The organism is Mucilaginibacter sp. P4_C11 (assembly GCF_056402115.1).
Map to the genome: position 1 here is coordinate 126,977 of NZ_JBFUIA010000018.1, position 15,504 is coordinate 142,480.

Below are 15,504 nucleotides of genomic sequence, written 5' to 3' on the forward strand. Positions count from 1 at the left end.
TGTGGTAAATATGCCTTCATTTACCTGTTAACAGTCTTCATTACAAAGCATTGGATAATACCATTCAATTACGCTAAGATTTTGTTATAAAAAAGCAAATGCATCAAAAACAGTACATTTTATATTTGCCGCCAATACTATATCTTTGATTGTTGCTCAATCTGTTAACTTAACAGCAACTAATTACTATCGTAACCGTATAAGAACGATAATTATAACCGTTCCATTTTTGGCAACTTTTTTCATTTAAATTGTATCAGCAACGTTGTATGTACAAGTGGTACCGTATTCTTAAACCGATTATTTGCGCTTTAATACTAAGCTGCAGCTTAATTCCGTTTATTGGCCACGCCCAAAACCAAAGTCTTAAATTTTTGCATGTGGGCACCGCCGAAGGGCTATCGCAAATAAATGTAAACTGTATTTTTCAGGATAGCCGGGGTTTTATGTGGATTGCTACCCGAAACGGTCTCAATAAGTATGATGGTTATCGCTTTATTACTTACAGATACGATGACAAGGACAGTAACTCTTTAAGCAACAATAATGTAACAGATATTGTTGAAGACAATAACGGCAACATGTGGTTAGCAACCCAAGGCGGCTTAAACATGTTTCAACGCAGCAAAGGCCGTTTTATACGTTATACACATGATAGCAGCAACCCCAAAAGCATTAGTGACAATATTATTACCCGTTTGCTTTTTGATAACGGTAACCTTTGGATTGCAACTCAAAACGGCGGACTCGACCGCTACAATTTAAGCGGCAATACTTTTACACATCACCAGCACAGCGATAAGGACACCGGTAGCCTGAGCAACAACAATGTACGCACGGTTTACAAAGATTCAGAACAACGGATCTGGATTGGAACAGGCAGCGGATTGAACCTTTATAATCCAAAAACAAACAATTTCATACAGTTACCGTACTATGATCCGGTAACAAAAACCCCTGACAGCGTAGTTATTAGCTGCATATTTGAAGACAAACTCCATCGTCTTTGGCTGGGCAGTCAAAACGACGGACTTTTTTTGTTTAACCCCGCCAATAAAATATTTAAACGTTTTATACAGGATAAAACCCGTGCCGACGCTATTTCATCTAATACAGTTTATGCTTTAAACAATGATACAGATGGTAACTTATGGATAGGCACCGAAAACGGTGGCCTTTGTGTGTTAGATAAACAAACCGGCAAATTTAGCACCTATGAGCACGATGAGGTAGATAACAACAGTATCAACGGTAATTCGGTATACGGTATTTGTCGTGACCGGACGGGCAATATGTGGGTTGGCGCTTTTGGCGGCGGCATCAACCTGTCAAAAAAAACAACCTCCAGCTTTACCTTATACCGGCATAATAGTCACCCTGAAAGCCTGTCCAATAATTACGTACTTGACCTGGCTGAAGATAAAGACCATAAAATTTGGATTGGCACCGATGGCGGCGGAATAAACAAGTTTGACCCGGTAACTAAAACGTTTAAGGCCTATAAACAAACGCCCGATGGAAAAAACAGCATAACCGGTAATTATGTACTTACAGTAAAGCCTGATGCTGATGGCAAACTTTGGATTGGTACCTGGGGCGATGGACTAAGCGTATTTGATCCTAAAAAAAATACTTTTACCAATTACAAGCACGATGCCGCCAAACTACAGGGAATTGGCGGCAACAATATTTATTACATTTTACATGCCCGTAACCGGAAGACATGGCTGGCCACCTTTAATGATGGATTAGACTGTTATGATCACGACACCAAGGTATTTACCCATTATCATTTTGATGTAAACGATCCAAAATCTATTAGCAGCCCAAGGCCTTATGTAATGTTTGAAGACAAAAAAGGCAACATATGGGTAGGCACTTCAGATGGAGGGTTGGACCTTTTTAACAGCAAGACAAATACGTTCACCCGCTTTGTTCACGACGAAAAGACAAACAGCATAAGTAACAATGGCGTAACCGATATTTTTGAAGATAATAAAGGCCGGCTTTGGCTGGCTACACTATCGGGCCTCAACCTTTTTGATCTGTCAAGCAAACACTTTACTACATTTACAAAAAAAGACGGCTTACCAAGCGACATCATTTATGCCATAAGAGCCGATGATGCCGGCAAACTCTGGATAAGCAGCAACGGTGGGTTATCCAAATTTGATCCTGAAAATAAAACCTTTTATAACTACACTACAGAAGATGGCCTGCAGGGCGACGAGTACAAACCCCATTCGGCCTTAAAAACAACTGATAAAACTATTTATTTTGGCGGCATTAATGGATTTAATTCTTTTTCGCCTGAAAAGGTACTTAAAAAGGCCGGCTTTGCCCCCCTGGTTATCACCTCCTTTCAATTATTTAACAAACCGCTTACCATCGCGGTGAACGCACAGGACCCCTCGCCGCTAAAAAATGATATTACCGATACCCGCAACCTCACGCTATCGTATAAACAATCCGTGTTTTCTTTCGAATTTGCGGCACTTGACTACGCATCAACTGACAGAAAGCAGTACGCCTACTATTTAGACGGCTTTGATAAGGAATGGAATTATATTGGTAACCATAATACAGCTTTATATACCAACCTTGCACCTGGCACCTACCATGTACGGCTGAAATACCGCAATAGCCAGGGATTATGGTCGCCGGTAACAACTCCGCTTCAAATAACTATTATACCGCCATTCTGGCTTACCTGGTGGTTTGATACTCTTGGTGTTTTGGCATTTGCCGGTTTAATTTACGGCTTTTTTAAATACCGGATGCGCGCTGTAAGGCAGCAAAAAGAACAACTTGAAATACAGGTAAAAGAACGCACCGAAAGCATCACACAGCTTACTATCGAAGAAAGAAGATCGCGCGAAGCGGCAGAAAAAGCCCGCGAGGAAGCTGAAAATGCCAACAAAGCCAAAAGTATATTTTTAGCTACCATGAGCCATGAAATCCGTACACCAATGAATGGTGTGATAGGAATGGCAACCTTGCTGGCCAATACCGACCTTACCGACGAACAGACCGAATACACCGAAACTATTAAACACTCGGGCGATGCCCTGTTGACGGTAATCAATGATATTCTCGATTTTTCCAAGATCGAATCGGGCAATATGGAATTGGAAGAGCATGACTTTAACATCAGGGATTGCGTAGAAAGTGTACTCGATCTTTTTGCTGATAAAGCATCAAAACTAAACATCGACCTTATTTACCAGATAGAGCCCGGTGTACCGGAGCACATCATTGCCGATTCAATGCGCCTGAGGCAGGTATTGATAAACCTGGTAGGCAATGCTATTAAGTTTACAACCGAAGGCGAAATATTTATTAATGTTGACAGGCTTACAGGAGATGATGGCGGTTTTGAATTGTCGTTCACCGTTCGCGACACAGGTATTGGAATACCCGAAGATAAATTATCGCGGCTTTTCAAGGCATTTTCGCAGGTAGATTCCAGCACAACGCGCAAATACGGCGGCACAGGGCTTGGTTTGGTTATCAGCGAAAAACTAATTCATTTAATGGGCGGCCAAATTAAAGTAAGCAGCCGGGTTGCACATGGCACCACATTCAGCTTTAACATAAAAACCAGGGTTGGGATAAAAACCAATTCAAGCAATTTTAACCTGGATACCGCCAACCTGGAAAATAAACAGGTATTGGTTGTTGATGACAATGCAACCAATCGCAATATTATGGAGAACCAGTTGAAGCATTGGAAATTTGTTCCTTTAATAGCCAGTTCCGGCGATGAAGCTTTAGCCATTTTAGCCACCAACAGCCAAATTGAGCTTGTAATTACAGATATGCATATGCCGCAGATGGACGGCGCCCAGCTGGCACGTAAAATAAAAGCTACACACCCTACCCTGCCCCTAATATTACTAAGTTCCATTGATAAACAAACCAAACGCGATTTTGACCTGTTTAATGTAATATTGACCAAACCGGCCAAGCATAATATATTGCTTAAACATATTATAGATCAGTTAAAGAACGATAAAACGATTGCGGCCGATCAAAAACCTCAAAAAGACGCACTGTCAAAAGAACTGGCCATTAAATACCCGTTAAATATTTTGATTGCCGAAGACAATTTGATAAACCAAAAGGTAGCCAGGCAGATACTTAATAAAATGGGCTATCAACCAGATATTGCTATAAACGGCCGGGAGGCCATTGATGCAGTGGCGGCAAAGCAATACGATGTTATCCTGATGGATATCCAGATGCCCGAAATGGACGGCCTGGAAGCAACCCGTTACATCAGGAAAAACGTAGCCATTCAGCCAATAATTATCGCCATGACAGCCAATGCAATGGTAGAAGACAAGGAAGCCTGCCTGCAAGCCGGCATGGACGATTACCTGAGCAAACCCATGAAGCTTAGTGAGATTATTGGTATGCTTGAAAAGTATGGTAAACAGGTGAATGCAGGGGTATAATTGAATGAAGCTTTTTTAGCATTATCCTAACATTATCTTTCCGTTAAATAACGCGCACACTCAATCCAGCTAAATATTCCTTGATAATTTCGGGCAAAAAAAGCCATGAAATTTATACAGCGCCCGTTGATAGTTGTTGCATTCATACTAACATGCCTGTATGCCAGCGCGCAAACCCAAACGGCAAAATTCAATGGCGGCAAGCGGGTGGTTATTATTATGTTTGATGGTTTTGGCATGAGCTATTTTAATAACGCACCCATGCCTTATTTAAAAAGCATGATTCAAAAAGGCTTTTTTAAACCGGTAAGCGCGTTAATGCCTACGGTTACCAACGCCAACAACACATCCATATGTACCAGCACTTTTCCGGAAGTTAACGGCATAAGCGGCAACTTTTTTTTGAACGATAAAGGCCAGGAGGAATTTATGGAAGATAAACACCTGGTACTTGCCCCTACTATTTTCCAAAAGCTTAAAAAATATCATATTAAATCGGCGCTGATATCGAGCAAAAAGAAAAGCACCACCCTGCTTTCTGAGGGCACCGACATCGTAGTTTCACCCGAAACTGCTGATACTTCATGGACAAACAAAATTGGAAAACCCGATAGCATTTACAGCGCCGGGGTAAACTATTGGTCGATGAAGGCGGCCATCTACCTGTTAAAAAAACGTAAGGATATTGGCTGCATTTACATCCACACCACCGATTATCCAATGCATACCTGGGCACCAACGGACAGCAACTCCATCAAACATCTGCAAAATATAGATAACTATATCCGCCAAATTAATGAGGCAGCGCCGGACGCCACCATCCTAATCACGGCCGATCATGATGTAAACCAAAAAAGCCGGTGTATCGATATTAAAAAAGCGCTGCTTGAACAGCACGTGGGCATAAAATTAGCGCTAAGCCCCGAAAAGGATAAGTACTTTAAACATCATCGTGGCTTTGGCGGGGCATCGTATGTTTACCTGAATAACGCCAACGATTTACAAACGGTAAAAACGGCGCTATATCAATTAAAAGGAGTACAAAAGGTACTAACCCGTACCGAAGCAGCTAAACAGTATCACCTGCCGCCTAGCCGCATCGGCGACCTTATAGTTTCAGGTGATTCCACTACTGTTTTTGGCGACCTGGAAAACCACTCTACTGAAGAATTGCCGGCAACTTATCGCAGCCATGGCTCGGTTTATGAAATTAATGTGCCGCTTATTATTCTCAATGCCAACAAGCTTCCGCCCTCATCATTCTTTAACTATAATAAAGACCTGGCTGCCTGGTTGATGGATAAAAAGTACTGGTAATCAAATTACAGGATAATAGAAAAAATGTTTTACCTTTTGTCCTATATTGAGTTACAGCATCGTCATAGCTTAAAATTCAATAAATCAACATAAAACAACCATTATGGCCTTACCCAATATTTTTTCGCAGCCCGTTGCTGATGGTATTATCCAAAGGATTAATACCCTTACGCCAACCGCCACCCCGCAATGGGGTAAAATGAAAGTATCGCAAATGCTTGCACATTGTTGTGTATCGTACGAAATGGTTTACGAGCCGGAAAAACACCCCAAACCCAATGGTTTTATGAAGCTGATCCTGAAGCTGCTGGTAAAAAACAAAGTTGTTAGCGAAACACCTTACAAACGTAACGGCCCTACTGCCCCTGCCTTCATCATCACTACCGAAAGGGATTTTGAGACCGAAAAAGCCAGGCTGATTGGCTACATCCAAAAAACACAGCAACTTGGCGAAAAGGAGTTCGACGGAAAAATGTCGCATTCATTTGGGCCTTTAAAGATCGGGGAATGGAACAACATGTTTTATAAACACATAAACCACCACTTAACGCAATTTGGGAATTAAATTTCCCGCTGATAAACGTTTACTTTTAAATAAGCAAGGCGGTTATCCTTAACTGGTAACCGCCTTGTCTGTGTACAGTCGGGTATACTAAAAAAACAGAAATTATCTACCCAACCCCCGCCCCTTTAATTAAAAAGGGACGGGATTATATTCAACCTGCTGGGCTTCCCAAAGCGCGGGTATTTCCAGCTTATCAATCAACCTATCCAGTACGGCATCTGGCACGGCGGCCTCGCGGCTTTTGTTTTGGCGGTGCAGGTGGGTATAGGGCACCTCTACATAAACTATCTTCACCCTGGCTTTATAGGTGGTAAACAAATCAACCAGTTGCTGCCGCATCTGCCGGGTGGTGTTGGTGGCGTTCCATATAAAACCGGTTTGCTTACGCAGGTAAATCCTGGCCAGCTCCTTAGCCTCCTGTACTACCTGCCCATTACCAGACTTATCTGTTGGCGAAATTCCCCGCGCCGACCTGATATCGTCTAAACACACCACCGGCATATCCGGGTAATGTTTTTTGATAAACGTGTTTTTACCGGCGCCCGGCAAGCCACTCATCAATATTACTTCAAAGGCAGCCAGCTCAAAAGGCACATATTCTGCGTATGCATCGTCATGCTGCAGGTAGTACATCATGGCATCGTCATTGACAAAATTACGTGCAGTTCCCCAGCAGTTCTGCTCGCGGCAAAAGGCTTCAAAGCAGTCTACTTTAAAAAGCATTTCCTCCTGGTCGGCACAGGTACGCCCCAATACATCGGCACGCGCCAATAAAGCAAGCCATTCGGTATTAACCTCCATGCTGGCCATAATTAAAGCCTTTGCCGGGTCGGGTTTCTCAAATACCCAAAGCGGCAGGCCGTGGTACCTCACCAAACCCACTACCTGCTCCCTAATGGCAAACGGGGCGGGTACATCTCTGTACAAAATTTGCCTGGCCGTAATGGCGCCTTTACGCGCATGGCCGTTTGATGTAATGCGCCCATCCGGCTCAACCACCGTGGTGCTGTATTTTTCAACATCGTGCAGCAATGCGGCAGCCCATAATACCTCCTGCTCCTGTGCAGGCAGTTGCTGATATGCAGCTTGGGCAATCAAAGCCGCCAGCACCATTTGCGTGTGGGTAGCCACGTCACCTTCCGCATGGTAAATAAGGTCTTGCTGCACGCCTTCCATCCTGCTTACCCTTTCAAAACGGGTTGCCAGGCTATCCCAGTCTTTATATTCATTAATGGCCCACATAGGTACCTCCTTCATTTTTTAAGCAGGCGCGTTTCCAGCTGCGTGTCCAGTGTTCGTCAGTTTTAACGTGCCCTTTGCGTACGTATTTAAATATATTACGGGCAAAATCGTCAACAGCATAGCCGTTGGCGTTGCGGGTAACAATGCCCTCAATGGTTGCAGGCGCACCGGTAATAATATCGTGCGGTTCCAGCGTACCCCTGCCCGCGGTTAAAACCAGTACATCTTTTTCAAAAACCTGCTGGCTTGCCGGTGTTGTTATAACGGCAAGCTCGGGCACAGTTGGCAAGCCTATCATTGCGGCATAAAACCGGGTTTCGTCCCAGCTTAACCAGCGGTCATGCTCGCGGATGCCGAATACATAAAAATGGCTGTCCAGGTTATGGTATTCGATGGAATGTACCGCGTAAAGGTTCTCTAAAAAAATCTCCAGGTCGCCCAGGTCGTTTTTAACCAGTTGCCAAAAGCGGCGGATACTTTCTGTCCACGGCGAAACCGTTGGCGCGGCATGTGAGCGCGCAAAAACACCATATTTCGACAGGCAATTATTTTCGCCATCCAGTTTTTCGGTATGTATTAATTGGGGTATCTGCTGCAGATGCGCCCAGTAGTCGTGCTGTATCCTGTCGTCGCTGGTAGTGCCGGGCGAAAACGGGTAATGATACGTACGACCATATTTTTGTGAAATAGCCATGTTGTAAAATTTAAGAAATGGAAATAGTAAATCTGTTTCCTCCCCGCGGGTATGGGGGAAGATCATTAAACATTTTTTATGCTAATGAGATTACATGGCTCAAAGTGTTGACAGATTGATTTAATCTGCGGCAAATATAACAAAGTGATTGATAATGCGGGCGTTAAATTTTCCGGCCAATACCTACGGCTGTTGATTCAAGGCAATCTTTGTATATTTCTCAAAAAAATTGCAAACTATGAGCCAGGACCACAGTGGCCACAATTCAAAAGCCGAAAGGGAAATAATTGATGATGTAGAACAATTCGGTTGCAGCATTGCTCTTTTCGAAGCAGATAATTATTTGCCGGCTTTTGCTTATTCAATAGGTTTATACAAAAATTTCGGCCACCCCGAGATTATTTGCTTTGGTTTGCAAATCAATGTAATGACAAATCTTATAAACGACATCAGAGATATGGTTAAAGCCGGTGAAACAGTAGTACCCGCTAAGCCATATGCTGAAGTTATTGATAAATACGATGTTCAGTTTGTACAGGTTGATAAGGCCTTCTACTTCAATTACCTCGGTTATGCGAGCTGGTTTTACGGCTATAGCCATGATTACCCCGTTTTGCAATTAGTTTGGCCCGATAAACAGCAGCTATTCCCCTGGGATGAAGCTTTTAATCCGGCCTGGAAATTCAAACAACCACTTTTAGACAGGGATACCGGTTTTAAATTTTATGAGGAAAAAAACCTGGGCGTATATACTACAAAACAGGCATTTGAAGGAGAGCCCATATTGTATGTTTATCATAACGAAGACGGCGACTGGCAGTTTCATACCAGCGATCACCCTGATATAACAGATTCACTGCTGGTTTCCCTTGAAGAGATTACCAAACTTGATCCCAGTATTAACGAAATATATCACCTGCAATATGGCTGGAGCGCATGGAGAAGCAGCATTGATGAAAATTGGCAATATGCCGAAAGTGAAGATGAACAAGATGAGGACTGACAAGCTGTAGAAAAATAGTCGGAGGGTACTTACCTTTCATTAACCTTATATTTTTTTTCAATCCGCCATAGGGGTAAACACTCATCTTGTTGTCTGCAAAACAGATTATTGTTTAAAGTAGTACTTTTAACCCTGTCAGTTGGATACAGAACAAACACATATACCTTATAAACTGCATTTAAATGCAGATGGAGAAGACTTTGACCGTGTTTACCTGGAGCATTATGCCGCGCTGCACCACTATGCGTTTACCATGCTTGATGACACGCCATTAGCCGATGAAATGATCCAGGATGTATTTTTAAAAATTCTTGAACGGCCGGAGCCAATCGCTATCCACACTTCGCTTAAAGCTTATTTGTACCGGTCGGTATATAACGAGTGTATGAATTATTTTAAGCACCACAAGGTACAGCAAAAATACCAGTCGCACACTTATTATGAGATGGATAAACATACCGAAAGCCCGCTGAACCAGCTGCAGTTCCGTGAGTTTGAGCAGCAGCTAAAAAGGGCGATTAATGATTTACCCGAGCAATGCCGCACTATTTTTCAGTTGAGCCGGTTTGAAGAGCTGAAATATGCCCAGATAGCATCGCAGCTGGGCATCAGCATAAAAACAGTAGATAACCAGATGGGCAAAGCGCTAAAACGGTTAAGGTTACAACTGGCAGATTACCTGCCGCTGATGATATGGATATTAATTAAAATACTGTCATGAAAACACCGATACAAGTGAATGACGAATTACTGATAAGCTACCTGCTGGATGAAGTAACCGCCAAACAAGCCCGGCTGGTAACCGAATGGCGCGCCGCCGATGCTGCCAACGAACGCCGGTTTGAGCAATTCAGGCTGATATGGGACAGCAGCAAAAACTTTAAGGCCGATACAGGTATTGATGCACAGGCATCCCTGCAAAAAGTAAAACAAAGGGCCGCGGAGCAAAAAAACGCACAACAAGTGGTAAACATGCGGGGCAACTACCGCTGGCTTAAAATGGCCGCGGCGATACTGTTTTTTGCAGGATGCGCATGGTTATATTTCAACAGGTTTGCAAACCCGCAGGTGCAATTTGAAACGCGCACGGCGGTTAAAACAGATACCTTGCCCGATGGCTCCTACATCACCTTAAATAAATATGCGTTACTGAGCCATCCCAAAAGCTTTAACGGCAAACAACGCGATGTTGAGTTAATTAAAGGCGAGGCGTTTTTTAAAGTAGCGCCCGATAAAGCCAAACCTTTTATTATTACAGCCGGTAAAGCTACGATTAGGGTGGTGGGAACATCTTTTAATGTGAATTTTAAAAATGGCAATATTGAAGTGATTGTTGAAACCGGGATAGTGCAGGTGAGCCTGAATGGCAAAACGGTTTCACTTAAACCAGGCGAAATGGTATCGGTGCAAAAAGGCAGCGCTATTTTACTAAAACAAAGCAACAATGACAACCTGTATAATTATTACTATAGCAGGGAGTTTGTAGCCAACAATGTACCACTATCTAAACTGGTTAAAGTATTAAATGAAGCCTATGACTGCCACATTGTAATAGGCCGTAAAGATTTAAACGACAAAAGAATAGTTGCTGTTTTAAAAACCAATCGGTCGCTCAACGAAGTCCTGCATTTGCTTAGCCTAACGTTCAACCTCGAAGTTGAAAGGAAACAAAATCAGATCATACTTAAATAAACTTTTGTTTTTTAATGATCATTACCTACCTGCAAACTATAAATACCCGCAAACTGATAATTATTTCGGCGCTGCTCATACTGCCCTTCCTTTTTAATAATGCGCACGCGCAAAGCCTGCTTAACCGCCAGGTATCTGTCAACTTTAACCAGGCGCCCCTTGGCGAGGTACTAAAGCAAATAGGAAAAAAAGGGAATTGTTATTTTTCATATGACGCTAAATTGTTACCGCAGGATAGCCTGGTTACCATTAACGCGACAGATCAAAAAATCGCGGTGATACTTGGTTTACTTTTTAAGGATAAATACCAGGTAGCCGAATACAATGACTATATCATTTTAACCAAACCTGTGCCCCGACTTGCACTCGCTAATATCGATATAACCAATGATTATAACTCTTATAGCATCAGTGGCTTAGTTGTTAACGAGCACACCGGCGAACGATTGATGAATGCATCGGTTTACCTTAAGCAACTACTGGTTTCGGCACTCACCGATGAACATGGTTATTTCCGGCTCAAATTCAGGGCCGATAACCCACAGCAAATCAGCCTTACAGCCAGCAAGCTTGATTATAAAGACACCTCCATTAATTTTTTACAAAGCGTATCCATAAGCACTCGGGCGCTAAAGGAAAACTACGACAAAGCCGGTAAACGCCGCCAGGTTGAAAAAACTGGTATGGGGCGCTTTTTAATCTCGGCAAGGCAGCGTATCCAAAGCTTAAACATCCCTGATTTTTTTGCTACCCGGCCCTTCCAGGTATCCCTTACACCCGGGTTAAGCTCGCATGGCATGTTTAGTTCGCAGGTAATTAATAATTTTTCGGTAAACCTTATTGGCGGTTATACGGCAGGTGTAAACGGTATTGAAGTAGCCGGTTTATTCAACATCAATAAGATGAATTCGCGGTATCTGCAATTGGCGGGGGTGTTTAACCTTGTAGGCGGCACGGTAACCGGCTTGCAGTTTGCCGGCATCAATAACCAGGCTTTAGACACGGTAAAAGGCGCGCAGCTGGCGTTTTTTGTTAATAAAGCCGAAAGCGATGTTGTGGGTGTACAGTTCTCGCTATTTAACAATAGCGCCCGTAAACTAAAGGGGCTACAAATTGGGCTGGTTAACACTGTTGATACCTCGCAGGGGGCAAGCATAGGTTTAGTGAATATTATAGGCAACGGCTTTTATAAAATAGGCCTATCAACAAGCGACCTGATGAACACCAACACGTCGCTAACAACCGGTACGCATAGCTTTTACAGCAAATTCTCCTTAGGTGCAAATATATCACCAGGTAATAAGCTTTATGCTTTTGGACTGGGTATCGGGCACGATTTTATGTTAAGCAATAACGTGTTTGTATCTGCCGAGACACATTACCTGATAGCCAACGCAGGCAACTGGGACGATAGGCTGATACAGGCTAAACTGCTGTTAAACGTGCAGCTATCCAAACACATCAGTATCATGGCTGGTCCGGTTTTTAACGGCTATAATTATAGTAATTCATTTTCGATACCGGGATATAAAAATCCGGTACATGCCCCATCCTATCCAAGCTACACATATGGCCACCAGGTAAGGAGCTGGCTGGGCTGGGAAGCGGGGTTGGCATTTAATTCGGTTTTTAAACCCGCCAAAAAAGTAGTTGACGATTCAAACGCCTGGTACCTTGGGGCGGCGGTTACAACCGGTGTAGGCTGGGATAACCCCTACGGCGGCTTTGTTCACGGTACCGAACTGATAGCGATGCGCGATCTGGGCAGCCACCTTACCGGTACGTTATCTGCCGGGTACACCTATTTTACGGTCCATAACGATTATTATTACGAAACAGTGGATGCCACACACCAGGTTAAATTGCCAGGTACTTCATCGCCGCGGCAATTTATACCGGCAAAAGTTGGGGTACGCTTAAAAACCGGCGGCCCGTTTTATATAGGCTGCGAATTGGGCCAGGCTTTTGGTTTATTTAACACCTACCATGACCCCAATATTATTATACCCGGCCGTAATTTGGTTGATGGACCCTACCGAAGTTCACTGTATGGTGTTTCTGCCGGTTTTAGTTTTAAAAACGGCCTGGAAACCGGGGTTAAGTTTGATAATTACAGCTATATTTTTAAACAATTTGCCCTGCGCCTGGGCTATCGCATTAAGCTAAGCAAATGAAATTTCCGTTGCCAAACGCATTTCAAACAATAGGAGTCTGATTAGCTTAACGGCTACAAAATCTTAAACCTTTAATAGTAACATCATGCAAATCAAAAACCCTCTCCCTTGGAGAGGGTTTGGGTGAGGCTAAATAAAATTACCCACTACCGTAGGGGTAAACCTGCCCATTGTTGTCACATCGCCAAAAACAGATGCAACGAATTTGCGAAACCACCATTGTTTTACTGCTGCTATTTTTAATTGCCGGTGTACTCATCATTGTATATAGCCTGCTTATGTGCTATGCATTTCCGAGAGCGCTGGGCCTGGCTTTGCTTTTTGCGCTGGCCCTGCTCAAAGGCTTAGTTATTAAAGCTAAACAGCTTCAAACATCTGCCCCTTTAACTGATAACGATGCCCGTTTGCTTAAGTTAATACTGTTAAGTATCTGCAGTATCTTCCTGGTGATCATATACACATCATACTTGCTTAAAAACCAGCAGGTGGCCGCCTGGGCAGCTTTCGGGCTCGGCTTGCTAACCCTCAAAAAAGCATTAAAATTTCTGCCTGCTTATTAACCTCTTTTCCTTTTTATCTATAAATAATTAAAACATGAAACACCTATTTTCATTCCTAACCATTCTTTTATTTTTATCCGGCATAACCCAAGCTCAAACCGAAAACAGCTGGCGCATAGGTTTTGGTATAAACTCAGGCATTGCCACCAGCGATGCATTTAAATATGCACTTGGCGGCGATATTCGTGTACAAAAGAATTTTAACGAGCACATTTCCGGAACAATAGCCACTGGCTTTACCCATTTTTTCGAGAAAGACCACTTTGCATCTTACAATCAATACGGCAGCCCATACAATGTTATCCCTGTAAAATTGGGGCTTAAGTATTTTGTGGGCGATAACCTTTACCTGGGCGGCGAGGCTGGCGCAGGCTTTGCCTTTGAACAATGGGGAACATCGTTCCTGTGGTCGCCGTCCGTTGGGCTGGCCTTTAAAAACGGGATGGATATCAGCATAAAATATGAAGACTATACACGCGACAGGGCAACTAAAGATATTGCCTTACGACTGGCCTATGGCTTTGGCGCCCGAACAGTTGCCCCACATAAACGCAGCATAGAACCAGCTGCCGGCCTTCAATGGGGCGTAAGTTTGAGTCAGGGCGTAACTACCAGCGCGTTTGAAGGGTATGTGTTTGGGATAGAAGGTAATGTAAGCAAAGCCATAAGCAGTAACGTTGAAGCTACTTTTTCTGTTGGCTACGCGCATGCCTCTCACAAACAACAATATTTTAGCACTGTTAGCTCATTATACCCGTCAATAGGCCATATTTATGAAACCCAAAGTAACATAGTACCTGTAAAAGCCGGCCTGCGCGTATATTTAGGCGACCTATTTTACCTTGGAGGAGAAGCAGGTGTAGCATTTACAACGGGTAGCGTTACCTCATTTATGTACACTCCATCAATGGGTTTTAAATTCAGAAACGGTATTGATATAGGTGTTAAGTATGATAACTACAGCAATTACAATATTGATGATGTGCTGGCTGTAAAAGTGGGCTATCATTTTAAATAAAATACCATCGCTTAAGTATACCAAAGGGCAGATAAAAATCACCTGCCCTTTTTTATTATGTATTAACTTTGGTTTTACAGGCAACCTCTTAACCAACGTGTTCGTTTTCATATAAAGGCCCTGAAACAACACGGGGCTATAGATAACCGAAAAAACTATACTATGAAAAAGATCACGTATTCGTTAATCATCCTGCTGGTCATCAGCCTTTCGGCATTTGCCCTGTCGCTTGTTACTTATAAAGTTAAAAGCCCTTATGAAGTTACCTTTGCAGGTGGCCGTATCAGCGGCAAATTTGAAACGCTGAAAGCCAATATCCAATTTGATAAGGCCGATCCGGGGCAATCAAAAATTTCGGCATCTATTGATGTGGAAAGTATTGCTACCGGTTTCTTTATCAAAAACAACCACGCCAAAGATGCGTTGGATGCCGACAATCATCCCACCATCACCTTTACCTCAACAGCGGTTAGCAAAAGCGGCAACGCGTACCAGGCTGTAGGTAACCTTAATATGAAGGGTGTTACCAAACCAGTTACCATTCATTTTACTTTTGATGATAAAGGAAACGAAGGCCTTTTTAAAGGCAGCTTTAAAGTAAAGCCAAAGGATTTTAACATCACCCGCAACGGATCGCCGGATGAACTAACCATTAGTTTAACGGTGCCTGTTACTAAGGGCTAAATAGCAAGTACACAGCAAAAGCGCCACGTTATATTATAGCGTGGCGCTTTTGTTTTGTACCGGCTATATTTGTTGCGGAGTTGAATAAGGAATAAACT

General features: G+C 43.1%; 12 protein-coding genes. 10 read left to right on the plus strand and 2 right to left on the minus strand.

Going from position 1 to position 15,504, the window contains the following annotated elements; genetic code table 11:
* Positions 1-269 precede the first annotated feature (269 nt).
* The 3 genes from AC1DU2_RS17700 to AC1DU2_RS17710 all read left to right on the plus strand — a co-directional run bounded on the left by AC1DU2_RS17700 (position 270) and on the right by AC1DU2_RS17710 (position 6,339).
* Entirely contained in the window at positions 270-4,457 is a 4,188-nt protein-coding gene (locus AC1DU2_RS17700) for a hybrid sensor histidine kinase/response regulator (RefSeq protein WP_477385631.1), read from the plus strand.
* 105 nt (positions 4,458-4,562) lie between these two features.
* Positions 4,563-5,774, plus strand: coding sequence for an alkaline phosphatase family protein (locus AC1DU2_RS17705; protein WP_477385633.1), 1,212 nt, complete (start codon positions 4,563-4,565; stop codon positions 5,772-5,774).
* 103 nt (positions 5,775-5,877) lie between these two features.
* Positions 5,878-6,339, plus strand: coding sequence for a DUF1569 domain-containing protein (locus tag AC1DU2_RS17710; protein ID WP_477385635.1), 462 nt, complete (start codon positions 5,878-5,880; stop codon positions 6,337-6,339).
* Between the two features lie 129 nt (positions 6,340-6,468).
* On the opposite strand, the gene AC1DU2_RS17715 is transcribed toward AC1DU2_RS17710, so the two are convergent.
* Positions 6,469-7,596: an AAA family ATPase gene (locus AC1DU2_RS17715; RefSeq protein WP_477385637.1), complete on the minus strand. Its 1,128-nt coding sequence runs from the start codon at positions 7,594-7,596 to the stop codon at positions 6,469-6,471.
* A complete protein-coding gene (locus AC1DU2_RS17720) occupies positions 7,568-8,275 on the minus strand; it encodes an RNA ligase family protein (RefSeq protein ID WP_477385639.1) in 708 nt (235 codons plus the stop codon). Before AC1DU2_RS17720 ends, AC1DU2_RS17715 begins: the two co-directional genes overlap by 29 nt.
* Before the next feature lie 238 nt (positions 8,276-8,513).
* Between AC1DU2_RS17720 and AC1DU2_RS17725 the strand changes: the two genes are divergently transcribed.
* From AC1DU2_RS17725 to AC1DU2_RS17755, 7 genes are all read left to right on the plus strand, one after another.
* Complete coding sequence (locus AC1DU2_RS17725) at positions 8,514-9,278, plus strand: DUF4262 domain-containing protein (protein WP_477385641.1); 765 nt, start codon at positions 8,514-8,516, stop codon at positions 9,276-9,278.
* Between the two features lie 139 nt (positions 9,279-9,417).
* On the plus strand, positions 9,418-9,999 hold the full coding sequence (locus tag AC1DU2_RS17730; protein ID WP_477385643.1) for an RNA polymerase sigma-70 factor: 582 nt from the start codon (positions 9,418-9,420) through the stop codon (positions 9,997-9,999).
* The gene (locus AC1DU2_RS17735; protein ID WP_477385645.1) at positions 9,996-10,970 is read left to right on the plus strand and encodes a FecR family protein; all 975 of its coding nucleotides are present in this window, start codon (positions 9,996-9,998) and stop codon (positions 10,968-10,970) included. Before AC1DU2_RS17730 ends, AC1DU2_RS17735 begins: the two co-directional genes overlap by 4 nt.
* 14 nt (positions 10,971-10,984) lie before the next feature.
* The gene (locus tag AC1DU2_RS17740) at positions 10,985-13,144 is read left to right on the plus strand and encodes an LA_2272 family surface repeat-containing protein (protein WP_477385647.1); all 2,160 of its coding nucleotides are present in this window, start codon (positions 10,985-10,987) and stop codon (positions 13,142-13,144) included.
* 194 nt (positions 13,145-13,338) lie between these two features.
* Entirely contained in the window at positions 13,339-13,704 is a 366-nt protein-coding gene (locus tag AC1DU2_RS17745; protein ID WP_477385649.1) for a hypothetical protein, read from the plus strand.
* Between the two features lie 34 nt (positions 13,705-13,738).
* Positions 13,739-14,722: an outer membrane beta-barrel protein gene (locus AC1DU2_RS17750; RefSeq protein ID WP_477385651.1), complete on the plus strand. Its 984-nt coding sequence runs from the start codon at positions 13,739-13,741 to the stop codon at positions 14,720-14,722.
* A gap of 162 nt (positions 14,723-14,884) precedes the next feature.
* On the plus strand, positions 14,885-15,406 hold the full coding sequence (locus tag AC1DU2_RS17755; RefSeq protein WP_477385653.1) for a YceI family protein: 522 nt from the start codon (positions 14,885-14,887) through the stop codon (positions 15,404-15,406).
* The last annotated feature ends 98 nt before the right edge of the window (positions 15,407-15,504 follow it).